At 69.0% G+C, this 22805-nt stretch carries 19 protein-coding genes; 9 read left to right on the plus strand and 10 right to left on the minus strand.

Annotated features, from left to right (window positions below; all coding sequences use genetic code 11):
* Positions 1-16: 16 nt before the first annotated feature.
* The gene (locus ABZW60_RS34205; protein ID WP_355484010.1) at positions 17-1048 is read left to right on the plus strand and encodes a helix-turn-helix transcriptional regulator; all 1032 of its coding nucleotides are present in this window, start codon (positions 17-19) and stop codon (positions 1046-1048) included.
* On the opposite strand, the gene ABZW60_RS34210 is transcribed toward ABZW60_RS34205, so the two are convergent.
* Positions 1035-1934 carry an AraC family transcriptional regulator gene (locus ABZW60_RS34210; RefSeq protein WP_355484012.1) on the minus strand — a complete coding sequence of 300 codons (900 nt, stop codon included), beginning with the start codon at positions 1932-1934 and terminating at the stop codon, positions 1035-1037. The genes ABZW60_RS34205 and ABZW60_RS34210 overlap by 14 nt on opposite strands.
* 122 nt (positions 1935-2056) lie before the next feature.
* Between ABZW60_RS34210 and ABZW60_RS34215 the strand changes: the two genes are divergently transcribed.
* On the plus strand, positions 2057-2911 hold the full coding sequence (locus tag ABZW60_RS34215; protein ID WP_355484014.1) for an SDR family oxidoreductase: 855 nt from the start codon (positions 2057-2059) through the stop codon (positions 2909-2911).
* Positions 2912-3539: 628 nt separating this feature from the next.
* On the opposite strand, the gene ABZW60_RS34220 is transcribed toward ABZW60_RS34215, so the two are convergent.
* From ABZW60_RS34220 to ABZW60_RS34235, 4 genes are read right to left on the minus strand one after another with little or no spacing between them, the layout of a single operon-like run.
* Positions 3540-4367 (minus strand): fumarylacetoacetate hydrolase family protein, encoded by an 828-nt coding sequence (locus ABZW60_RS34220; RefSeq protein WP_355484016.1) that lies wholly within the window; start codon positions 4365-4367, stop codon positions 3540-3542.
* Entirely contained in the window at positions 4364-5881 is a 1518-nt protein-coding gene (locus tag ABZW60_RS34225; RefSeq protein ID WP_355484018.1) for a hypothetical protein, read from the minus strand. The genes ABZW60_RS34220 and ABZW60_RS34225 overlap by 4 nt, the downstream gene beginning before the upstream one ends.
* A 43-nt stretch (positions 5882-5924) precedes the next feature.
* Positions 5925-6773 (minus strand): carbohydrate ABC transporter permease, encoded by an 849-nt coding sequence (locus ABZW60_RS34230; protein WP_355484020.1) that lies wholly within the window; start codon positions 6771-6773, stop codon positions 5925-5927.
* On the minus strand, positions 6773-7654 hold the full coding sequence (locus ABZW60_RS34235) for a sugar ABC transporter permease (RefSeq protein ID WP_355484022.1): 882 nt from the start codon (positions 7652-7654) through the stop codon (positions 6773-6775). Before ABZW60_RS34235 ends, ABZW60_RS34230 begins: the two co-directional genes overlap by 1 nt.
* A gap of 189 nt (positions 7655-7843) precedes the next feature.
* Between ABZW60_RS34235 and ABZW60_RS34240 the strand changes: the two genes are divergently transcribed.
* Genes ABZW60_RS34240 through ABZW60_RS34270 form a run of 7 tightly spaced genes read left to right on the plus strand, consistent with a single transcriptional unit; the run spans position 7844 to position 16543 of the window.
* Complete coding sequence (locus tag ABZW60_RS34240) at positions 7844-9148, plus strand: sugar ABC transporter substrate-binding protein (protein ID WP_355484024.1); 1305 nt, start codon at positions 7844-7846, stop codon at positions 9146-9148.
* 2 nt (positions 9149-9150) lie between these two features.
* Positions 9151-10191: a Gfo/Idh/MocA family oxidoreductase gene (locus ABZW60_RS34245; protein ID WP_355484026.1), complete on the plus strand. Its 1041-nt coding sequence runs from the start codon at positions 9151-9153 to the stop codon at positions 10189-10191.
* Entirely contained in the window at positions 10188-12323 is a 2136-nt protein-coding gene (locus ABZW60_RS34250) for a heparinase II/III family protein (RefSeq protein WP_355484028.1), read from the plus strand. Before ABZW60_RS34245 ends, ABZW60_RS34250 begins: the two co-directional genes overlap by 4 nt.
* Positions 12316-13077, plus strand: coding sequence for an amidohydrolase family protein (locus ABZW60_RS34255; RefSeq protein ID WP_355484030.1), 762 nt, complete (start codon positions 12316-12318; stop codon positions 13075-13077). Before ABZW60_RS34250 ends, ABZW60_RS34255 begins: the two co-directional genes overlap by 8 nt.
* The gene (locus tag ABZW60_RS34260; protein ID WP_355484032.1) at positions 13074-13880 is read left to right on the plus strand and encodes an amidohydrolase family protein; all 807 of its coding nucleotides are present in this window, start codon (positions 13074-13076) and stop codon (positions 13878-13880) included. Before ABZW60_RS34255 ends, ABZW60_RS34260 begins: the two co-directional genes overlap by 4 nt.
* Entirely contained in the window at positions 13877-15235 is a 1359-nt protein-coding gene (locus ABZW60_RS34265; protein WP_355484034.1) for a hypothetical protein, read from the plus strand. The genes ABZW60_RS34260 and ABZW60_RS34265 overlap by 4 nt, the downstream gene beginning before the upstream one ends.
* Before the next feature lie 18 nt (positions 15236-15253).
* Positions 15254-16543 (plus strand): glutamate-1-semialdehyde 2,1-aminomutase, encoded by a 1290-nt coding sequence (locus ABZW60_RS34270; protein ID WP_355484036.1) that lies wholly within the window; start codon positions 15254-15256, stop codon positions 16541-16543.
* On the opposite strand, the gene ABZW60_RS34275 is transcribed toward ABZW60_RS34270, so the two are convergent.
* The 5 genes from ABZW60_RS34275 to tig form a co-directional block, all read right to left on the minus strand.
* Positions 16506-18101, minus strand: a complete 1596-nt coding sequence (locus ABZW60_RS34275) for an alpha/beta hydrolase (protein ID WP_355484038.1) — start codon at positions 18099-18101, stop codon at positions 16506-16508. The two genes, ABZW60_RS34270 and ABZW60_RS34275, sit on opposite strands and share 38 nt — an antisense overlap.
* 119 nt (positions 18102-18220) lie before the next feature.
* Entirely contained in the window at positions 18221-19519 is a 1299-nt protein-coding gene (clpX, locus tag ABZW60_RS34280) for an ATP-dependent Clp protease ATP-binding subunit ClpX (RefSeq protein ID WP_350277727.1), read from the minus strand.
* A gap of 157 nt (positions 19520-19676) precedes the next feature.
* Entirely contained in the window at positions 19677-20288 is a 612-nt protein-coding gene (locus tag ABZW60_RS34285; protein WP_355484040.1) for an ATP-dependent Clp protease proteolytic subunit, read from the minus strand.
* A gap of 30 nt (positions 20289-20318) precedes the next feature.
* Complete coding sequence (locus ABZW60_RS34290) at positions 20319-20942, minus strand: ATP-dependent Clp protease proteolytic subunit (RefSeq protein ID WP_167215451.1); 624 nt, start codon at positions 20940-20942, stop codon at positions 20319-20321.
* 413 nt (positions 20943-21355) lie between these two features.
* Positions 21356-22750, minus strand: coding sequence for a trigger factor (gene tig / locus ABZW60_RS34295; RefSeq protein WP_355484042.1), 1395 nt, complete (start codon positions 22748-22750; stop codon positions 21356-21358).
* Positions 22751-22805 lie beyond the last annotated feature (55 nt).

Below are 22805 nucleotides of genomic sequence, written 5' to 3' on the forward strand. Positions count from 1 at the left end.
GGCGCATACTGAGCCCATGTGGGAGGGCCGGGCGCGGGCCGCGCGCCGGGAGATCGCAGCACTGGCAACCTCGGGGATGGGGGTCGCCGAACTGCACACGGCCGCGATCGAGGTGGTCGAACAGGTCGTCGGCAGCGAGCTCACCTGCTGGGCCGGGATCGATCCGGGCACGCTGGTGATCAGCTCGATGACCAGCGGCGCGGCCCGCATCCCGCCGGAGTACGAGCCACGGCTGGCGGAGACGGAGTACGCCGGGACGGTGCCGAACTCGTTCGCCGAACTGGCCCGCACGGCGCACCAGGTCGCGCGGCTGTCGGACCTGCCGTACCGCGAGGTGGTCGGGCACCGGCGGCTCAACGAGGTGTGGCGTCCGCTCGGCATCGAGCACGAGGTCCGGACCACGTTCGTCGTCGACGGGGACTGCTGGGGCGCGGCCGGGTTCGTCCGCAGCGGCCCGGACTTCAGCGATCGGGAGGTCGAGTTCCTGGGGTCGGTGGCGCCGGTCATCGGCGCTGCGACGCGGATCGCCGTCCGCACGGACGCGCACGGGTACCGCGGAGGGGTCGGCCCGTCGATCGTCGTCACCGGCCCGGCAGGTGAACCGCGGGCGATCACCGCGGCCGCGCGCACCTGGCAGGACGAGCTGGACGAGATCGCGCCGGGCCGTTTCGGCGTACTGCTGCGGGCCGTCGTCACCGGAACGCGCGCAGCGTCGTCCGGGACGTTCCAGGCGCGGGTGCAGACCGCGGCCGGCGAATGGGTCCTGCTGCAGGGCAGCCGGCTGCTGGGCGACACCGCGGACGAGGTCGTGGTGACGATCGAGCCCGCCTCGGGTCATCACCTGCTCGGCATGCTGCTCGCGGCGTACGGCCTGACCACGCGGGAGCGGGAGATCTGCCTGGAGGTGATCTCCGGGCACAGCACCGGCGCGATCGCCGACCGGCTGTCGATCTCGCCGCACACGATCCAGGACCACCTGAAGTCGGCGTTCGCCAAGGTCGGCGTCCGCAGCCGCGGCGAACTGGTGGCGACGCTCAGGCCGGGATGAGCTGCTTGCGATACGTCCCGGGCGGTACGCCGAAGTCGCGCTTGAACGCCTTCGCGAACGCGAACTCCGACGTGTAGCCGATCTCCTTGGCCACCGCGGAGAGCGGGCGGTCGTGGTCGCGCAGCAACCGCGCCGCGGTCGTCATCCGCCAGCGGGACAGGTACGTCAGCGGCGGCTCGCCGACCGCTTCGGTGAACCGCCGGGCGAACGCGGCCCGCGACAACCCGACACCGGACGCCAGGTCGGCCACCGTCCATGCCGCACCGGGCTTCTCGTGGATCAGCTCGAGCGACTGCACCACCGCGGGATCGGTCAGCGCCCGCGCCCAGCCGCGATCCGTCGGGCAGTCGTTGTTCTCGAACCAGGCCCGCAGGATCAGCACCAGCAGCGCGTCCACCAGCGCCGGTACGACGGCCGCGGCGCCCGGCCGCTGCGCGTCGAGTTCCTCACCGAGGATGCTGATTGCCGTGTGCAACGACCGGTGGCGGCCCGGGTTCGCCGGGACGACGACCACGTCCGGCAGCCTGCTCAGCACCGGGTGCGGGCGCTCGCGATCCAGCCGGTAGGTCCCGCACAACAGCAAGGATCGTGCGCCCTGCCCCTGCTGCGGCTCCTCGACCGACGGGTCGAAGTCGACCAGCGGGGAGTCGGGGTGGTCGGCGATCGCGTGCTCGGCGCCCCGCGGCAGCAGCACCGCGTCACCCGGCCCCAGCGGGATCGGATCGCCGTCCGGCGGCAGCAACCACGCCGTGCCTTGCAGGATCAGGTGGAACGTCGCGCCGAACGAGTGCACGAAACGCAGCCCCCACGGCCCGCGGACGTCGGTGCGCCCGGACGTGGCGGGGCCGGTCCGCATCGCGGCGACGACATCGGCGAGCACATCCATACCTGTCATGATACGCGCACCGATCAAGACGATCGGATATAAACCAGCGCTTCATGGACATAGATCCGCTCATCATGGCGACCTACTGTCGGTGACAGAACGTCAACTGACAAGGAGTCCGCATGAGCATCGTCGTCACCGCCGCCACCGGTCATCTGGGCACGCTCGTCATCGACGAGTTGCTGCGGCGGGTCCCCGCCGGGCAGGTCGTCGCGGTCGCGCGGAACGCCGCGAAGGCGGCCCCGATCGCCGACCGCGGCGTCGAGGTCCGGATCGCCGACTACGACGACCCGGACGCGCTGGCGAGGGTCTTCGGTTCCGGCGACACCGTCCTGCTGATCTCCAGCAGCGAGGTCGGCAACCGGCTCGCCCAGCACCAGGCCGTCATCGACGCCGCGAAGAACACCGGCGTCGCACGGATCGCGTACACCGGCATCCTCGGTGGCCCGGAGGCCGACCTCGCTCTCGCCGCCGACCACAAGGCGACCGAGCAGGCGATCCTCGACTCCGGCCTGACCTACACCTTCCTGCGCAACGGCTTCTACAACGAGGTCTACACCGAGCAGCTCGCGACGCAGCTCGAGCACGGCGTCGTCGGCAGCACCGGCGACGGCCGGCTCGCCACCGCGTCGCGGCGCGACTTCGCGGCGGCCGCGGCCGTCGTCCTCAGCACCGACGGCCACGACAAGACCGCGTACGAGCTGAACGGCGACACCGACTGGTCGCTGGCCGAGTACGCCGCCGAGCTCTCGCGGCAGACCGGCAAGGAAGTTGCCTACAACAACGTGCCTGGCGAGGTGCTGCTCGGCATCCTGACCGGAGCAGGACTGCCGCAGCCGCTCGCCGAGCTGCTCGTCGACATCGACAAGGGCGTCGAGCGCAACCTGCTGACCGGCCGCGGCAGCGACCTCACCCGGCTGATCGGCCGTCCGACGACCCCGATCGCCGACTCGATCGCCACTGCCCTGGCGAACTGAACCCGCCCAAGAACCGGATCACCCCGCACTCCAAACCCATGCGTCACGCTCACGCCTGCGCATTCACACCCACCCCGGGCGGCTTTCGTTTCAGGGGTCATCCACTCCTCTTGGGGGTTCTCTGCTCGTACACCAGTGGAGAACCCCCAACTCGAATGGATAACCCCTGGGCCGCCTGCGCGAGCCAGGCGCGCGGCGCCGCTCCCTCAACCGCGAGCGCGCCAGCTCCGGTCGTCGTGGGCGGACACAGGTTCTGGTGGGTTGGGACCAGTTGTGGCGAGTTGGGACCTGCGATATCAGGTCCCAGGTCTCCCGTTCTTGTCCCAGGTCACCGGTTCGTATCTCACCACGCACCCGGGCGCGCGCCGAACCAGGTGCAGATCAACAGGTAGAGCACCGCTGTACGCCGTACACGCCGAACGGATACACGCTCAGGTGCACTAAGCCGCTACCCGACACCTCCTGTTGGCGCGTCCGCGACCGAGTCACCTACGCGACAAGACACGGATATCCACTCCTGTTGGGGGTTCCCTGTTTGTACACCAGCAGAGAACCCCCAACACCAACGGATAACCCCTGGAATTGGCGTCGGCGCAGACGGGCAGACTGGTCCCGGGCGCTCGACTGGTCAGGGTGCTGCGACCAGCTTGTTGTGGTGTTCGCCCAGGCCGTCGGCCCAGACCCGCAGTACGTCGCCTTCGCGCAGGTACCGCGGTGGTTTCTGGCCCGCGCCGACCCCGGCCGGCGTACCGGTGCTGATCACGTCGCCCGGGTAGAGCGTCATGAACTGCGAGATGTAGTGCACCAGCCGCGCGACGCCGAAGATCATCTCGGCCGTCGAACTGTCCTGCAGCGGCTCGCCGTTCACGTCCAGCCCGAGCTTGAGCTGTTGCGGGTCCGGCACCTCGTCCGCGGTCAGGATCCACGGCCCGAGCGGGCAGAACGTCGCCGCGTTCTTGCCCTTGTCCCACTGCCCGCCGCGCTCGAGCTGGAAGTGCCGCTCGGACACGTCGTTGACCAGCACGTAGCCGGCGACGTACCCGAGCGCCTCGGTCTCCGAGCCCAGGTACGCCGCGGTCCGGCCGATCACCACGCCCAGCTCGACCTCCCAGTCGGTCTTCTCGGCGCCGCGCGGGATCACCACGTCGTCGTACGCGCCGACCACGGTGTCCGGCGCCTTCATGAACAGGATCGGCTCGGCCGGCGCCTCCTGCCCGCCCTCGGCCGCGTGGTCGGCGTAGTTCAGCCCGACACACACGATCTTCCCGGGGCTGAGCGGTGCGGCGAGCCGCACCGCCCCGAACTCCACCGGTGCGTCGGTGGCCGCGGCGGCGCGTTCCCGCCAGCGGTCCGGGTCGAACGCCTCGGAGGGTCCCGGCAACGTCACCACCCGGCCGTCGTCGGCCAGTACGGCGTCGCGCAGCCCGTCGTCGGCGTGGATCCGGAGCAGTCTCACTTGTTCCTCCAACCAGAGTTCTTGGCCCAGTTCAGGTAGGCGATCCCCAACGCGTGCGAGCCTTGCACCGGCACGAGCTGTACGGCGTCGTACACGCGCAGGGACTGCTGATAGACGAGCAGATCCTGCTCGGCGTACTCGCCCCAGCGCGCGCACTGCACCGCGTTCGCCGGCACCGCGACGCCCGTCCCGTCGACCCGGTACCAGACCTCGTTCGCGGACCGGATCAGCTTCTGCGTGAACGTCTTCGTGAAGCGCTGGATGTCCGTCGCGGGCCCGCCGTCGATCCCCGCGTCGTACGCCGCGTGCACGAACTCGGTGCTGATCGCGGCATGGCTCAGGTCCTCGATCTGCTTCGAGGCCGGGTAGGACGGCGTGTACTCCGAGATACCCGCGGTCTTCGCGTAGCCGGTGTACAGCTCGCTGTACGGCGGCCAGTAGGTCCAGACGTAGGCATCGCCAACGAGTCGCAGCGCGGGCTCGTACGCCTTCAGCATCTGCAGCACACGCGTCCGGTACTTCGGCTGCTTGGTCACACGGAACAGCTCGACCAGCACCTGACCGATGCCCTGGCTCTGGTTGTACGGCTGGATGGTGCCGTCGAACGGGATCGGCGCGCCCTTCGGCCACACGTAGTCGCCGGTGCCGTCAGCGCGCGAGACCCACTCCGGATCGTGGAACGCGACGGCCGCGACGGCGGCGTCCAGGACCTCTCGCGCGAACTCCTGTCGCGGCCCGCGCCGGAGCGTGGCGGACTGCAGCACCATCCGCGCGTAGCGGGCCAGCGGGAACGCGATCATCCCGGTGTGCACCGCGAAGACGTAGTACTGCGACTTGAAGGCGATCGTGGCCGCCGCCGGTGCGGGTGCGGTAGCGGGAGCTTCCCGGAGGTCGACCGCCGTCCAGCGCAACGACGCGTTGTAGGCGTTGTTGACCGCGGTCACGACGTACGTGGGCGCTGTCGGGTCGAGACTGACCGCGGGCAAGGTGACCACAGTCGTGGTGGCCGGGTTGCGGAGCACGAGATCGAAGGTGCCGTCGGCAACATTCAGCACCTCGGCGGTCGACTCGGCCGACCTGGTGCCGGCCCAGCGGAGCTGGACCGCGGGGGTGCCGTTCCCGTCGGGCAGCACGCCGTGGCCGGCGGTGTAGTTGCCTGCCGTGCGCCAGACCTTGCCGGAGCGGCCCGCGTAGTCGCGGACCTTCCGGGCGTGGTCGGTGGTCTTCATCAGGTGCCGGGCGCGGTCCTCGAACGTGCGCAGGTAGCGCTCGTCCTGGTAGGCCTCGTACATCCGGAGCAGGCCGAGCAGGAAGTACGACTCGCCCCAGGCGTACAGGCCTGCCTCGTTGTCCTGCGCGTTAGAGGCCAGATAGCCGGCCTGCGCGGCGTCGAAGGCTTCGGGCGAGTCGTAGACCAGCGGATCAGCGGAGGCCGACAGAGCGGGAAGACCAGCCCAGGCGGCGATTCCGCCGGCGGTGGTTCCGAGAACGAACGTGCGGCGGGTGGGGTTCATGGTTGCCTCACAAGGGGGAGGGGGCGGGGGCGGGGGCCGAAAATCAGCCTTTGACTGCGCCGCCCATGCTGTTGAGGATGCGTTTCTGCAGCAGGAGGAAGACGATGATGACCGGCACCAGCGAGATCACGGTGCCGGCGGCGAGACCGCGGACGTCGGTGCCGGCGACGCCGCTCAGATAGGCGATCCCGAGGGCGATCGGGAACTTGGACTGGCTGGTCAGCACCACCAGCGGCCAGATGAAGCTGTTCCACACCGACACGAAGCCGAGGATCGCCAGGACCGCGAGCGTCGGCGCGACGATCGGCACACAGATCCGCCAGAAGATCGCGAACTCGTTCGCGCCGTCGACCCGGGCGGCCTCGACGATCTCGTCCGGGATCTGCGAGAACGCCTGGCGGAGCAGGAAGATCCCGAGCGAGGACAGGATCGCCGGCAGGATCACCGCGGCGAACGTGTCGGTCAGGCCGAGCTCACTCATCACCAGGAACCGCGGGATCAGCATCAGCTCGCCGGGCAGGAACATGATCGACAGGAACAGCATGAAGAACACCCCGCGGCCGCGAAACGCGATCCGGGCCAGCGGGTACGCCGTCAGCGCGGACACCACGAGGTACACCGGGACCGTGATCCCGACGTAGATCACCGAGTTCACCAGGAACCGCGCGTACGGGATCGTCGTCCACGCCTCGCGGAACCAGTCGGCCACCGGCGGCCGCGGGATCAGATCGGGCGGGAACCCGAACACGTCCTGACTGGCCGGCTTCGTCGCCGCGCTGAGCAGGATCAGGAAGGGGCCGATGAACAACGCCGCCACGACGACGAGCAGCAGGTAGAGACCGACGCGGCGGACGTCGACCCGCCGCTTCGGCCGGTACAGCCGGCGGGCCATCAGACGTCCCTCCGCCGGGTCACCAGCAGGTTGAAGCCGGCCAGGACGATCATGATCGCCCACAGCAGCAGGCCGACGGCGCTCGCGTAGCCCATGTCGTAGTCCTCGAAGGCTTTCGACCAGATGTAGTAGCCGAGGGTGAGAGTGGAGTCGAGCGGCCCGCCGCGGGTCAGCACGTAGACGGACTCGAACGCGCGCATCGCCTCGAGCATGCTGAGCACGAGCGTCACCGCGAACGTCGGCCGCAGCGACGGTACGACGACGTGCAGCAGCCGCTGCCACGCGTTCGCGCCGTCGATCGTCGCCGCCTCGACCTGGTCCGCCGGCACCGACTGCAGACCGGCCAGGTAGATCATCATGAACAGGCCGGCGTTCTTCCACGCCTCCAGCAGCACCACGGTCGGCAGCGCCCAGTGCCGGTCGAGCAGGAAGTCGATCGGGCCGGTGCCGAACAGGCCGAGCACCCAGTTCACGACGCCCTCGCGGTTGAACACGTACCGCCAGGCGACCGCCACCGCGACCATCGACGTGATCACCGGCAGGTAGTAGAGCATCCGGAACGCCTGGATCGCGCGCAGCTTGAGGTTCACCAGCATCGCCAGGAACAGCGGTGCGATCACGGTCAGCGGCAGGAACAGCAGCAGGAACAGCAGCGAGTTGCGCAACGCGATCCAGACCCGCGGGTCGTGCGCCAGCCGGACGAAGTTGTCGAGTCCGGAGAAGCGCACCGGATGCACGATGTCGTAGTCGGAGAACGCCAGCTGGATCGCGATCACCGCGGGCCAGGCGAACATCGCGGCGTAGAACAGCAGTCCGGGCAGCATGAACACGTACGGCGTGTACCAGTGCTGACCGACGACGCGGCCCTTGAGACCGGGCATGTGGCTCCTCGTGTCTGAAACCCAGATTTCAGATACCAAGCTGACCGGAACCGTAACGCACATCTCACGGCGCAGGAAGCGGTAACTCCAGAAAATTTCGGGCAGTTTCCGTTGACTCCACCGAGCTGATGGCGAACACTCTGGTGTCTGTAAGCCAGGTTTAGGACATTCCGTTCTGAGGAGCCAACGATGGCCCGACCCCTGCTCAGACTCCGACTCGCTGTTGTTGCCACTCTCGTGCTGGCGCTGGCCGGCTGCGTGTCCGGCAGTCCGGCGGGCGGTGACGAGGACCAGAAACAGTCCGGCGACGCCTACTCCGGTGACGTCGAGTGGTGGACGATCAACCTGCAGAAGAACTACGGGCCGGACATCCAGAAATGGATCGACGCCTACCAGAAGGAGCACCCGAAGGTCCACATCAACTGGGTGGACGTGCCGGGTGCGGACATCACGACCAAGCTGCTGGCCGCGATCGCCAGCGGCAAGGTGCCGGACGTCGTCAACTTCACCTCCGCGACCACAGGGTTGTTCGCCGGCTCGATGGCCGACCTGAACTCGCTGTTCAGCAAGGAGGACGTCGCGGCGTACCTGCCGAACCTGACCGAGCCGCTGGTCGTCGACGGCAAGCGCTCCGCGATCCCCTGGTACAACGGCGGGACATCGCTGGCGTTCTACAACAAGGACCTGCTGGCCAAGGCGGGCTTCGACCCGGCCAAGCCGCCGAAGACGTACGACGAGGCGCTCGCGCTGGCGACGAAGTACCACGACGCGACCGGCAAGTCGGCGACCAACTTCATGGCGTACTCGAGCGTGGTGCAGGCCAACGGCATCCCGCTGCTGTCCGAGGACGGCAAGCAGGCCGCGTTCAACACGCCGGAGACGCAGGCGCTGCTGGAGAAGTTCAAGCCGCTCTTCACCTCGGGCGTGATCGCCCCCGGCAGCCTCGGCGAGAACCCGCGGGACCTGCCGCAGTCGCTGGAGAACAAGCTGATCGCGTTCAACCCGGCGGCCGTGTCCAGCTCGCTGCTGAACGTCGAGAAGAACGCGCCGGCCGTCTACTCCTCGATCGTGGTCGGACCGCCGGTGACCGGTGCCGACGGCAAGTTCTACATGCCGGGCCAGCAGGTGATGGGGATCCCGGCGAAGTCGGACAACCAGGCAGCGGCGGCCGCGTGGCTGAAGTACGTCGCCGCGCCCGAGCAGCAGCTCGCGCTGTGCAAGCTGGTGCCGATCTACCCGTCGTCGGTGAAGGCCCTCGCGGATCCGTTCTTCACCGACATCAGTGGGACCACGCCGGCCGACCAGGCGCGCAAGATCCTGATCGACACCTTCAAGCAGAGCGTGGACGCGTCGATGGGCTCTGGCAACGACGAGCAACTGCGGGCGCTGTTCGACGACCAGGTGCGCGCGTTCATGTCGGGTACCAAGAGCGCGAAGCAGGCACTGGACGACGCCGAGAAGGCGTGGAACGACACACTGGCGAAGGGTAAGTAGACGTGGCGGACACACTGCGGATCGGGATCGTCGGCGCAGGCATCATGGGCCGGGGCAACGCGTTGTCGTTGTCCGGCCGGGCCGACGCCTCGATCACCGCGGTCACGAGTCGCTCGGCCGCGTCGACCGAGCGACTGGCCGACGAGATCGCCGGGCGGGGCGCCCGGCCGGTCGTCCACCCCGATCTCGAGACCCTGCTGGCGAGCGACTCCGTGGACGCCGTCGTCCTGACCACGCCCGACGACCTGCACGGCGAGATGATGGTCCGGGCCGCGGAAGCCGGGAAGCACATCCTGGTCGAGAAGCCGATGACCACCTCGGTCGCCGAGGCGGACGCCGCGGTGCGGGCGATCCGCGCGAACGGCGTGATCGCGATGTGCCTGTTCAACCACCGCTGGGTGCCCGCGTACGCGCAGGCCTACGAGCTGCTCGCCGACCTCGGCGACGCCGCGGTCGCGTACGCCCGCAAGGACGACACGATCTTCGTGCCGACCGAGATGCTGTCCTGGGCCGACCGCACGACCTGCGCCTGGTTCCTGTCCAGTCATGACATCGACCTGGTCTCCTGGCTGCTCCGCGACCAGGTCAGCCGGGTCTACGCGACCGCGCGCTGGGGCAAGCTGCGGTCGCTCGGCATCGACACACCCGACGCCATCCAGATCCAGGCCGAGTACTCCCGCGGCACGGTCGCCACCTTCGAGTCCGCCTGGATCTACCCGAACACGTTCCCGACCACGGTCGACTCGTACGTCGCGGTGGTCGCCGACAACGGCGTCGTCCAGCTGGACCGGCAGAAGGAGAACGTCGTCCTGGCACGTTCCGACGGCTACACGTACCCGCGGAACATGCTGCAGCGCGTCATGCACGGCATCCCCGCCGGTGCGTACGCCGACGCGATCGCGCACTGGGTCGACTGCTGCCGGACCGGCCGCGAGCCCCTCATCACCATCGAGAGCAGCCGCAACGTCACCGCCGTCCTGGAGGCCGCGCACCTGTCGATCGAGACCCGCCGGCCCGTCGACGTGTCCATGCTGGTCGCATGAGCGACAGTCCTGAGAAGCCGCGGCACATCGACGGGCGGATCGATCGGATCGGGACGGACGACCTGATCAAGGCGTTCGGGTCGCCGGCCGTTGATCTGGCCGGGTTGCGTGCCGTTGTCGGTGAGCAGCTCAGGCGGCCGGCGTGGCCGCTGCCGGAGTGGGCTGAGGCGACGCGATCCACTCCAGCCGCCGACGCCGTACTGGCTGCGGCTGCTCCCCTGCTGGACGGTGTGGACGTCAGCGGGAGCGGACTGGGTCGGTCGCAGCTGTACGGCTTTCACTACCTGGGCTGGCTGGCGCCTGGGGTGCAGGCGTGGCTGCTGACTGGCGATCTGCGTTATCTGCAAGCCTTTGAGCAGCACCTGGACGACTGGGTCTCGCGCCGTGGCTCAGTGACGGGTGAGTGGCCGGGGCTGGACGTCATCTGGTACTCGCTGGGCACCTGGGCCCGCTGCCGCAGTTTGTTGCCGACCCTCGAAGTACTCACCGACTCGCCGCTGTCCGATCGCGTCTGGGAGCGGCTGGTCGCAACACTCGTCGGCGGAGCCCGCTGGGCGTACGACGAGCATGACGTCTTCCGGCACGGGAACTGGCAACTCGTGTGCGCCACAGAGCTGCTGCATATCAGCGCCGTCCTGCCGTCGCTAGTGGAGTCGGCGGCGTGGGCGGAGCGTGCACGGCAGCGGATCGAGGAACACCTGGAGCTGGACATCTACCCGGACGGCGGCCACTACGAGCGGTCTCCTGGGTACCACCGGATGGTGTTGACGGCTCTGCAGACGGCCGCACGGATCGACCCGGCTGTGGCGGCACATCCCCGTTTCGTTGCCATGCACACGTGGATGTACGAGCTGGTATCGTCGGGCGGCTGGCTGCCGCACCTGCAGGACAGCGGGATCGAGTGGCCGGCAGCGTCGCTGCTGCGCGGGAGCTACTTGCTGAACGACCCTGTGCTGGCACAGGTCGCGGCGCAGTGGCTGTCGCCGTCGGAGTTCGGTGCCGAGCTGGCGACCTTTCCAGCCCGGCCGGACCGGGCGGAATGGCTGTTGCCGGCAGCGATACCTGAGCTGCCGCGGTCCACTGTGCTGCCCGAGTCCGGGTACACGATCCTGCGGGGCTCCGACGTGCGTGCGGTGATCAACCACGGGCCGCACATCGAGCACGAGCTGGAGTCGCACTCGCATCGCGCCGTACTCGATCTGGTGCTGGACGGGTGGGGTCAGCCCTTGCTCTGGGAGGCGGGTGGTCCGCCGAGCTACGACGATCCGCTGTACCAGACGTGGTACCAGTCGGGCCGCGGTCACAACACGGTGCTGGTGGACGACCGGGAGCTGTCCACCGACCGCGGCGTCTCCGTCGACCCGCTGGTCGACACCGACGTCCTCGCGATCTTTTCCGCCCGCCACCACGGCAACGGCCTCGAGCAGTCGCGCACGATCGCGATGGTCCGCGAGGAGCCGTCGTACGTCGTCGTCACCGACCACGCCGACGGGCCTCACACGTTCCGGGCGAACTGGCACGCGCTCCATCCTTGGCGCGAGCTCGGCCCACTCACGTACGACGCCGGCGCGCCCGACGGCCCGGGCCTGCTGCTCCTGGACGCAGCTGCCGCTGAAGCAACCTCCGGCACCGAGGTCGGCGTGGCACGTCGTCCGCTTCTGGGGCGTCGGGTGGCTGAATACGGCGAGCTGCATTCGCTCGCCCTCACGCGGTCGACCGGGGACTTCACGACCGTACTGATGCCACATGCCGGTGGTGAGCCGCCCGCGGTGTCCGTCGAGCGCAAGGACGGCGAACTGCTCGTCACATCCGGTAAGACCGTTGACCGGCTCGGCCCGTCGGCCTGGACCCGGACCGTCGACGGACAGTTGTCCTGGGCAACCGGTTGGCGGGTGCGGGCGTTGCCGGGCCTGGTCCGGACGACCGACGACGTCGACGTCCTGGCCACCGTGAGTGGGGACCAGGTGCGCTTCGAGATCACCTGCGCGGGACGCTGCGGCCTGTGGGTCCGTGCGGGTGGCGAGATCCGGCTCGGCGGCACGATGATTGATGCGACGACCGAGAACGACTGGGCTCACCTCACCCTCCCGTACGCCGGGCCCTGGACTGTCGACGGGGTGTGGCATGGGTGACGCCGTGACCGAGGGCTGGTTCGATGCGCGGATCGTGAGCGGCGCGCATCCGGCATCGCTGCTGCCGCCCACCGACCGGGACGCGATCGCCGCACACCTCGACCGGTACGCGCTGTCCGGTGCCCTGGTGAGCGCGATGGCGTCCTGGCTGCACGATCCTGTCGGCGGGAACGCGGAAGCCTCCGCGGTCGCGCACAGTCTGGCCGATCGCGGCGTACTGGCCTGCTGGACGGCCGTGCCCGCGACACCCGGTGAGCTCGACTCCCTGACAGGGCTGGTGAATCGCGCCGTCGACGACGGGGTCGCCGCGTTCCGCATCCACCCCGCGTCGCACGGCTTCTCCCCCGTGCTGCTCGACGAGTTGTACGACGCATTGCAGGCCCATCACCTGCCGTTGTGCGCGGACGCCGCGGAACTCCCCTGGCCCGACCTGACCCGGATCGCGATCCGCTTCCCGGAGCTGCCGATCGTCGTGTCGAACCTCGGCTACCGCAAGCTGCGCGAGCTCTGGGCCGTGCTCGACGCACACGCCAACGTGCACGTGGATCTGGTCGACTTCGCCGCGCACCAGGGCGTCGAGTGGCTGGCCGCCAACGACCTCGCCGACCGGCTGCTGTTCGCGACCGGTCTCGGCGTCCGCGACCCCGGTGAGAGCGTCGTCCGGCTCGCCTGGTCGGGCCTCGACGACGCGACGGTCCGGCTGGTCGGATCCGGGAACGCGGGCCGGCTGTTCCGGATCGGGGTCCGGTCATGATCGGGCGCCTTCCGCAGCACCGGATCGTCGACGTGCACGCGCACCTCGGCCGGTACTCGCTGTTCTTCATCCCCGAGCCGGAGGCCGCGACGATGGTCTCGGTGATGGACCGGACCGGGACCGACGTCACCGTGCTCTCGGCGAACCGCGCGATCCAGCAGGACGCGCACCTGGGCAACTCCCAGTCGCTCGCCGCGGTCGACGCGTACCCGGACCGGATCGCGGCGTACGCGGTGATCAATCCGTGGCAGGACCCGGAGCGCGAGCTCGAGCGGGTCGCGAGCGACGACCGGTTCGTCGGGATCAAGGTGCATCCGAGCCTGCACCGCTACCCGGTCACCGGCGCGCGGTACGCCGCGGTGTGGAAGTTCGCCGAGTCCACCGGCTGCCCCGTCCTCAGCCACTCCGAGCACCAGTCGCCGTACGACGCCCCGGCGCTGTTCCGGACCGTGGCCGAGCGGTACCCGGGGACGTCGGTGATCCTCGGGCACGCCGGCATCACACCGGCCGGCGTGGACGAGGCGATCGAGGCCGCCAGCCGGTACGACTCGCTGTGGCTGGAGGTCTGCGGTTCGCAGATGACCGGGCCGCTGATCGCCTCGATGGTCGACCAGGTGGGCAGTGGCCGGGTGCTGTTCGGATCGGACTTCCCGTTCATCGACCAGCGGATGTCGCTGGGCCGGGTGGTCTGCGCGCCACTGACGCAGAGTCAACGCCAAGATGTTCTCAGCGGGAACGCCCGCAAGCTGTTCCGGTGGCGGCCGTTGCCGGACGGGCCCGGAGAACGAGGGGTTGACCTATGACGGACGAGACACAGCAGACCGAGCAGGTGTCGGGCGAGCGGCTGCCGTCCGTGACGGTCGGTCTGTTCGGGCCGCGCCGCCTGGTGAAGACGATGGCGGAGGTCGGCCAGGAGGTCGCGGAGCGGTCCGTCCACGGCGTGCGGTTCCTGACCGGCGGGTATGACGACCTGTCCGAGGCCGAGGAACGGTACCTGCGGCTGCGGGACCGGATCGACGCCGCGGTGTTCCCCGGCCCGTGGGCGTTCGACCTGGCGACGACCGGCCACTGGCTCACCGTTCCGTCGACACACCTGCCGCTGACCGGCGCCGCGCTGTACGCCGCCCTGCTGCGCGCCTCGCTGACGATCCCTGGCGTCGACCTGAGCCGGGTCAGCATCGACTCGATCTCGCTCGCGGACGTCTCCGAGGCGTACAGCGAGATCGGTCTCGACACCGCCCAGGTGTACGACGTGCCGTACGAGGGGCCTGAGTCGGTGGCGGGCTTCGCAGCGTTCCACCGGGAGAAGTGGGAGCGGCAGCACACCACGGTCGCGCTGACCACGATCCTGTCCGTGGAGCGTGAGCTGCGCGCGGACGGCGTACCGGTGCTGCGGATCGCGCCGACGCGGTCGAGTGTGCGGGACGCGCTGGAGACCGCCGTACTGCTCGGGCAGGGCACGCGGATGGGCGCTCACCAGCTCGCGATGATCGCCGTACAAGTCATCCCCTCAGGTGCCGAGTCTGGTGACTACTGGCAGCAGGAGCTGGCCTTGTCGACGCACCAGAAGCTGCTGTCCGAGGCACGCCAGGTCGGTGCGTCGGTCACGCGCCGGTCCGACACCCTCTTCCTGGTGACCACGACGTACGGCGCCCTGCTGCGGCTGACCGAGCAGTTCAGCGTCGCGCCCTTCCTCGGCGCCTTGACGGCACAGCTCGGCGTACCTGTCGCCGTGGGCGCGGGCACCGGCCAGACTGCTCGTGCTGCCGAGGCGAATGCCCTCATGGCCGTTGAGGAGTCTGTTGCGGCAGGCGGCAAGGTAGCGGTGTACCTGGACGGCAGCAGCGACCGTTTGGACCTGGAGCCGGGTGCTGCGAGAACTGACGCCGCACCGGTCGACAGCACGTCGCCGATCGACCAGCGGGCGCTGGAGATCGTCACATCGATCGCCTCGGCCATGAGCCCCGCGCCGGGCCGGCAGGTCGTCGTTGACGTCGAGAGCGTCGCCGCGATCATGCAGGTCACCCAGCGCACCGGACGCCGGATGCTGAAGGAGCTGGTCGAGGCAGGTCTCGCCTGGCCGCTGCCGCCGGCTCGCTCGACCGCGGGCGGGCGGCCACGCCAGCAGTTCCGTCTGCTCACCGAGAAGCTCGACTGACCGCCCTTGGAGGATGCAGTGCACACACAAGCCGACCGCCTCTACGCACGCGCCAAGAAGGTGATCGCGGGCGGGGTGTCCAGCGACGCTCGCCGCGCCGACCGGCCGCTGTTCGTGGACCGTGCCAGCGGTGCGGAGCTGTGGGACGTGGACGGCAACAGGTACCTCGACTACGTGCTCGGCCAAGGCCCGAACCTGCTCGGCCACGCCGCGCCGCTCGTTGCCGACGCGGTCTCCACACAGGTACGCCGCGGCGTCGCGTACGCCGCCCAGCACGAACTGGAAGCACAGGTCGCCGAGCGGCTGTGCAGCATGGTCCCGGCGGCAGAGCTGGTCCGCTTCAACAGCGTGGGCTCGGAGGCGGTGCATGGCGCGATCCGGCTCGCCCGCGGGCACACCGGTCGGCCGAAGATCGTGAAGTTCGAAGGCAACTACCACGGCTGGCTCGACCCGGTCCTGTACAGCGTGCACCCGGACCTCGCTCTGGCCGGCGACGCGAAGCATCCGACCGCGGTCGGCGGTACGGCGGGCCAGCCGCGTCATGACGCGGACGACCTGATCGTCCTTCCCTACAACGATCTTCCCGCCGTCGCCGCGGTCATGGATCGCTGCGGGGACGAGATCGCCGCGGTCATCCTCGAGCCGCTGCTCTGCAACACCGGCTGCATCACGCCCGCACCGGGCTACCTCGAAGGGCTGCGGGATCTCACCCGGCGGCACGGCTCGTTGCTGATCTTCGACGAGATCATCACCGGCTTCCGGGTCGCTCCGGGCGGGGCGGGCGAACTGCTCGGCGTCGTCCCCGATCTGGCCGCGTTCGGGAAGGCGATGGCCGGTGGCATGCAGGTGTCCGCGCTGGTCGGCTCGGCCGAGGTGATGGGCACGATCGCCGCCGGGAAGGTCGCGCACGCGGGGACGTTCAACTCGCATCCGGTCGCGATGGCCGCGGCGGACGCCGTCCTGACCTACCTCGACGACAAGCGCGACGACGTGTACCCGCCGTTGAACGCAGCCGGCCAGCGGTTGATGGCCGGCCTGCGGACCTCGGCGGAGCGTCACGGCGTACCGCTGCTGGTCGACGGGCCCGGTCCGGTGTTCCAGACGTACATCACGGACCAGGCCGCCGTCACGGACTATCGGTCGTTCGCTGCCTGCGACCGGGCCGCGATGGCTCGGTTCCACGCGGGGCTGTTCGCTGCCGGGATCAACATCGTCCCGCGCGGGCTGTGGTTCCTGTCCACCGAGCACACCGCGGACCAGGTCGACGAGACTATTGCGGTAGCAGATTCAGTGCTTTCGTCCCTGTAGGCACGGGATCGAACGGCTTGCGGTCCTGGTTGCACGTCGCGCCGTCGGCCGGCGACTCCAGGGCCGTCAGGTAGTCGGTAATCATCCGGTCGGCACACGTGCTCTTGCCGATCGTGGTGTGGCCCCAGCCCTCGACCGTCACCATCCGGGCATCCGGGTACAGGTCGGCGTACGGCCGCGTCGCCTCGTACGGCGTGGCCGGGTCGTGGCGGGTGCCGAAGACCAGGACCGGCGACTGCACCGTGTTCTGCCACGGGCCGCGGAAGTCGTCGGTGTCGCGGATGCCGAGGAACTCGCACTGGATCCCCACCCAGGCGCGGAACCGGCCGAAGTGCGGGGCGCGGCGGTCGGCGGCATCGGCGTATGCCGGGTAGGCCAGCGGACGGTGCGACTGCCTCGCTTCGACGCACGGCTGCAGCACTGTACCGACCGAGTTGTAGTCCTCCTTGCGCCGGTTCCACTCGACCAGCGCCTGCGGGGCGGTGGCCGCGGCCTTGGTCCGGTTCTGCCCGGCCAGCTGGGCCCACATCTGCGCGAGCGCCGGGAACCCGATCGGGTCGTACAGGTTGGAGAACGTCGCGGCGACGGCGACGGCGTACGTCACGGTCAGCGTGGTGCCGTCCGGCAGGCCGAGTTCGATCGGGTCGGTCTTCAGCCGCTCCAGCGTGCTCTCCACGACCGTCGTCGGGTCGCCGAGCTGGTTCAGCGCACAGTTCGCCGCGGCCTTCTTGCACTCGGCGAGGAACTGCTCGTACGTGTCGTACGCACCCTCGCCCTGCTTCAGGCGGACGCCGACCGGGTTCGGGTCGCCGTTCGAGCCGGAGTACCACTCCGGGCTCAGCGTGCCGTCGAGGACCAGCGCGCGGACCTTGTTCGGGAAGAGCTTGGCGTACGTCGCGCCGAGATACGTGCCGTACGAGTAGCCGACGTACGAGAGCTTCTCGTCGCCGACCGCCTGCCGGAGCAGATCCATGTCACGGGCAACGTTCGCCGTCGAGTAGTGCGCGAGCCGGTCCGGCGACGTGGTCCGGCAGTTGATCGCCACCTTGGCCATGTCGACGATGAACCGGCGTTCCTCCGTCGCGGTCACCGGGAACGCCGGCACGTTCGCGAGCGCCCGCTCCTCCTCGGCCGCGGTCGGGTAACAGGTCGCCGGATCGGAGCGGCTCACGCCGCGCGGATCGAAGCCGAGGATGTCGAACTGCGCCCGCACCTGCGGGGTGTAGATCAGCTGACCGGCCTGCTGCACCAGGTCGACGCCGGAACCGCCCGGGCCGCCGGGGTTCGTGAACAGCGTGCCGATCTTGTGGGCCGGGTCGCTCGCCGGCAGCCGGGTCAACGCGATCGTCGTGGTCGCGTCGTGCGGACGGTCGTAGTCCGTCGGGACCTCGACGGTCGCGCACTGGAACGGCTTCAGCTTCGGGTCGGTCCCGCAGCTGCCCCATGCGATCGTCGGTACCACGGGCTTGGCCTGGGCGACCGCGGTGGTCATCGGCGTCAGCAGCACCAGGGCGGCGCCGGCGACAGACAGTCTTCGAAGGATTCTTCTGGGCGTCATGTCACCGACCGTAGGCGGGCCGGTCCTCCGGTCGCGTCCACCACGAGAAGGAGGCCGGGAACCCGCCGTACGGCGGACCCGGCCTCCTGCTGCTGAGTGCTGTCAGACGCAGCGGTGTGTCAGGCGCTCTTCTCGCGGCGATCGCGCTTGCTGCGCTCGATCTGGTCGCGCGGGATCAGCGTGGGGTTCACGTTCTCCAGGACGACCTCGCCGGTGACGACGACCTTCGCGACGTCCTCGCGGCTGGGCACCTCGTACATCACGTTCAGGAGGACTTCCTCCATGATCGCCCGCAGACCCCGGGCGCCGGTGCCGCGCAGCAGCGCCTGGTCCGCGATCGCCTCGACCGCGTCGTCGCTGAACTCGAGCTCGACGTTGTCGATCTCGAAGAGCCGCCGGTACTGCTTGACGAGCGCGTTCTTCGGCTCGGACAGGATCTTGATCAGCGCCTCGCGGTCCAGCGGGGACACCGTGGTGATCACCGGGAGCCGGCCGATGAACTCGGGGATCAGACCGAACTTGAGCAGGTCCTCCGGCATGACGTCGGCATACCCGCCGAGCTCCTTCGGCTTCTCCGGCTCGCGGCTGGTGTTGAAGCCGAGGGTCTTCTTGCCGACCCGCTGCTCGACCATGTGGTCCAGGCCGGCGAACGCGCCGCCGACGATGAACAGCACGTTGGTCGTGTCGATCTGGATGAACTCCTGGTGCGGGTGCTTGCGGCCGCCCTGCGGCGGCACACTCGCCGTCGTCCCCTCGAGGATCTTCAGCAGCGCCTGCTGGACACCCTCGCCGGAGACGTCCCGGGTGATCGACGGGTTCTCGCTCTTGCGGGCGATCTTGTCGACCTCGTCGATGTAGATGATCCCGGTCTCGGCCTTCTTGACGTCGTAGTCCGCCGCCTGGATCAGCTTCAGCAGGATGTTCTCGACGTCCTCACCGACATACCCGGCCTCGGTGAGCGCGGTCGCGTCCGCGATCGCGAACGGGACGTTCAGCATCCGGGCGAGCGTCTGGGCGAGGTACGTCTTGCCGCAGCCGGTCGGGCCGATCAGCAGGATGTTCGACTTGGCCAGCTCGACGGCCTCGTCCTTCGCGTGCCGGCCGGCGCTCGACGCGCCCTGGCCGTCGCGGACCCGCTTGTAGTGGTTGTAGACCGCCACCGCGAGTGCCTTCTTGGCCACGTCCTGACCGACGACGTACGCGTTGAGGAAGTCGTAGATCTCCCGCGGCTTGGGCAGCTCGGTGAGTCCGACCTCGGAGCCCTCGTTCAGCTCCTCCTCGATGATCTCGTTGCAGAGATCGATGCATTCGTCGCAGATGTAGACGCCGGGACCGGCGATGAGCTTCTTGACCTGCTTCTGACTCTTCCCGCAGAACGAGCACTTGAGCAGGTCGCCGCCGTCACCAATGCGTGCCACCGGGACAGATCCCTTCTATGCGCAGTCGGACCGATTTCGACGGTACCCCGTCCGGGGCCGAAAAACCGCGCTCGCCACCGGGTTGTGACTACGCCGGTGGCGAACGCGTCAGGCTCTTGACAGCCGGTCAGACCGGCCGAGCCCGAACTGAACCTGTTCAGACGCCGGCCGGGACCGGGGTCTTGAGGGTCTGCAGGACGTCGTCGATCAGGCCGTACTCGATCGCCTGCTGGGCGGTGAGGAACTTGTCCCGCTCGATGTCGCGCGAGACCTCCTCCGGGTCCTTGCCGCTGGCCTCGGAGATCATCTTCTCCAGCAGCGAACGCAGCCGGAGGATCTCGTTCGCCTGGATCTCGATGTCACTCGACTGGCCGTAGGTGCCCTCGGTGGCCGGCTGGTGGATGATGATCCGGCTGTTCGGCAGCGCTAGCCGCTTGCCCGGCGTACCGGCGGCGAGCAGCACCGCGGCGGCCGACGCGGCCTGGCCGAGGCAGACCGTCTGGACGTCCGGCTTGATGTAGCGGACGGTGTCGTAGATCGCGGTCAGCGCCGTGAACGAGCCGCCCGGGGAGTTGATGTAGATGCTGATGTCGCGGTCGGAGTCCATCGACTGCAGGCACAGCAGCTGCGCCATGACGGCGTTCGCGATCTCGTCGGTGATCGGCGTCCCGAGGAAGATGATGCGGTCCTCGAACAGCTTCGTGTACGGGTCGATCCGGCGCATGCCGTACGACGTGCGCTCCTCCCACTGCGGGATGAAGTAGTTCATTGGTGCGTCCTTAACTGACGGAGTGGGAGATCAGGAGTTCGGGCTGCCGGAGCTGAGCTGCGCGGCGCTGGCGACGACGTGATCGATGAAGCCGTACTCCTTCGCCTGGTCGGCGGTGAACCAGCGGTCCCGGTCGGCGTCGTTCTCGACCTGCTCGAGCGGCTGGCCGGTGTGCTCGGCGATCAGCCGGAACAGCTGCGCCTTGATGTGCAGCGACTGCTCGGCCTGGATCTTGATGTCCGACGCCGTACCACCCATACCGCCGGAGGGCTGGTGCATCATGATCCGCGCGTGCGGCAGGGCGAAGCGCTTGTTCTTCGCGCCGGCGCAGAGCAGGAACTGCCCCATCGAGGCGGCCAGACCCATCCCGACGGTCGCGACGTCGTTGGAGATCCACTGCATGGTGTCGTAGATCGCCATGCCGGAGTCCACCGAGCCACCCGGCGAGTTGATGTACAGCCAGATGTCCTGGTTGGGGTCCTCGGCGTTGAGGAGGAGCATCTGCGCGCAGATCGCGTTCGCGTTGTCGTCGCGAACCTCGGACCCCAGGAAGATGATCCGGTTCTGCAGCAGGCGCTGGTAGATGTGGTCGTCGAGTCCGCCGGATCCGTTGCCGCCCGCGGCGGTGGGGCTGGCTGCAAATGTCTCGTTCACGAACCCGACATTACTGGTCGGCGGCGACAGACCTAAGGCTGGGCCGGAGGTGTTCGCTCACGGCGCACCGCTCGCCCGCGGTTCGTCTGCTGTCAGCGAATCCGGCGCCGCTCACCAGCCGCACAGGACGACGGATCCGGGTTCGTCGACCGCTGCTTCGTCAGGTACCTCCGGGCGGTCCGGCCCTTCCGGCTCCCGCCGTACCTCCGGCTCCTGCAGTAGCGCGGTCACCCCGGTCCCCCTCGCCTGGAAAGCGTTTCACCAGCCACCGTAGGCGAGCTTTCTTGCGATCGTGTCGCGATCGTCCGGCGAACATGCGTACGGCCCGGATCCCACCTGGGGTCCGGGCCGTACGGGGTCTTGCTTGCTCTGTGTTGCTCGCGGGGTGTTGCTTGCCGCGTCTTGCCGGCGGGTCAGGCCTTCGCGGGCTCCGGCTCCTCGGCGCTCGCCTCGGCCTCGGCCTCGGCGGCCTCCGGGTCGGCGTACGTGCCGTCGGGCTGCAGGGTCTTCAGCTCGACCGTGTTGCCGGAGGCGTCGGTGACCTTGGCGTTCTCCACCAGGTAGGCCAGCGCCTTGCCGCGGACGACCTCGGACACCAGGCTCGGGACCAGGTTGTTCTCCACCGCGTGCTGCGCGAACTGGTCCGGGCTGACGCCGGAACGCTGCGCGTGCCGCACGATGTGCTCGGTCAGCTCCTGGTCGTTGACGCTCAGCTCCTGCTGCTCGGCCACCAGGTCGAGCACGAACTGCGCCTTGATGGCGTCCTCGGAGCGCTTCTTCAGGTCCTCGTCGAACTCGTCCTGGGTCTGCTCCTCACCCTCGAGGAACTGCTCCATGGTCATCCCGGAGTACCCGAGCTGCTGCTCCAGGTTTTCCTTGCGGGCGGCCAGCTCGTCGGTCAGCAGGCCCTCGGGGACCGGCACGTCGACCAGCGTCAGGATCTTCTCCAGGACCGCGTCGCGGGCCTCGCCGGCCTGCTCGAGCCGCTTGCCGCGCTCCAGCCGGCCCTGCACGTCGGCCTTCAGCTCCTCGGCGGTGTCGAACTCCGACGCGGTCTGCGCGAACTCGTCGTCGAACTCCGGGAGCTCCTGCTCCTTGACCGCGGTCACGGTCACCTCGACGTCGACGTCCTCGCCCTTCAGCGAGCCGCCGACCAGCTGGGTGACGAAGGTCTTCTTCTCGCCCGCGCTCAGGCCGATGACGGCCTCGTCCAGGCCGTCCAGCAGCTGGCCGGAGCCGACCTGGTACGACAGGCCGGTGGCCTGCGCCTCCTCGACCTTCTCGCCGTCCTTGCTGGCGGACAGGTCGATCGTGATGAAGTCCTTGTCCGCGGTGGCCCGCTCGACCGGGTTCAGCGAGCCGAACCGCTGGCGCAGGCCCTCGATCTGCTCGGTCACCTCGTCGTCGGACACCGCGATGTCCTCGACCTCGGCCTCCAGGCCCTCCAGGTCGGGCAGCGTGATCTCCGGGCGGACCTCGACCTCGGCGGAGAACTGCAGGCTCTCCTTGTCGTTGAACTCGGTCACGTCGACCTCGGGCCGGCCGATCGCCTTGACCTGGTTGTCACTGACCGCCTGCGAGTACAGCTTCGGGAGCGCGTCGTTGATCGCCTCCTCCAGCACCGGACCGCGGCCGACGCGCTGGTCGATGACCTGCGGCGGGATCTTGCCCTTGCGGAAGCCCGGCACGACGATCTGCTGGCCGATGCTCTTGTACGCCGCGTCGAGGCTCGGCTTGAGCTCCTCGAACGGCACCTCGACGATGAGCTTGACCTTGGTCGGGCTCAAGGACTCGACGGTGCTCTTCACGGTGGCGGTTCTCCTTGATTCGGTGACATGTTGCGACGCCGGACAGCCGACGCCA

The organism is Kribbella sp. NPDC003557 (genome assembly GCF_040610805.1).
Taxonomy (GTDB): Bacteria; Actinomycetota; Actinomycetes; order Propionibacteriales; family Kribbellaceae; genus Kribbella.

What these genes read in the sequence shown, in the direction of transcription:
- ABZW60_RS34205 (WP_355484010.1), top strand. Translation starts at nt 17, where the DNA reads ATGTGGGAGGGCCGGGCGCGGGCCGCGCGCCGGGAGATCGCAGCACTG.
- ABZW60_RS34210 (WP_355484012.1), bottom strand. Translation starts at nt 1,934, where the DNA reads ATGGATGTGCTCGCCGATGTCGTCGCCGCGATGCGGACCGGCCCCGCC.
- ABZW60_RS34215 (WP_355484014.1), top strand. Translation starts at nt 2,057, where the DNA reads ATGAGCATCGTCGTCACCGCCGCCACCGGTCATCTGGGCACGCTCGTC.
- ABZW60_RS34225 (WP_355484018.1), bottom strand. Translation starts at nt 5,881, where the DNA reads ATGAACCCCACCCGCCGCACGTTCGTTCTCGGAACCACCGCCGGCGGA.
- ABZW60_RS34230 (WP_355484020.1), bottom strand. Translation starts at nt 6,773, where the DNA reads ATGGCCCGCCGGCTGTACCGGCCGAAGCGGCGGGTCGACGTCCGCCGC.
- ABZW60_RS34235 (WP_355484022.1), bottom strand. Translation starts at nt 7,654, where the DNA reads ATGCCCGGTCTCAAGGGCCGCGTCGTCGGTCAGCACTGGTACACGCCG.
- ABZW60_RS34240 (WP_355484024.1), top strand. Translation starts at nt 7,844, where the DNA reads ATGGCCCGACCCCTGCTCAGACTCCGACTCGCTGTTGTTGCCACTCTC.
- ABZW60_RS34250 (WP_355484028.1), top strand. Translation starts at nt 10,188, where the DNA reads ATGAGCGACAGTCCTGAGAAGCCGCGGCACATCGACGGGCGGATCGAT.
- ABZW60_RS34255 (WP_355484030.1), top strand. Translation starts at nt 12,316, where the DNA reads ATGGGTGACGCCGTGACCGAGGGCTGGTTCGATGCGCGGATCGTGAGC.
- ABZW60_RS34260 (WP_355484032.1), top strand. Translation starts at nt 13,074, where the DNA reads ATGATCGGGCGCCTTCCGCAGCACCGGATCGTCGACGTGCACGCGCAC.
- ABZW60_RS34265 (WP_355484034.1), top strand. Translation starts at nt 13,877, where the DNA reads ATGACGGACGAGACACAGCAGACCGAGCAGGTGTCGGGCGAGCGGCTG.
- ABZW60_RS34275 (WP_355484038.1), bottom strand. Translation starts at nt 18,101, where the DNA reads ATGACGCCCAGAAGAATCCTTCGAAGACTGTCTGTCGCCGGCGCCGCC.
- ABZW60_RS34285 (WP_355484040.1), bottom strand. Translation starts at nt 20,288, where the DNA reads ATGAACTACTTCATCCCGCAGTGGGAGGAGCGCACGTCGTACGGCATG.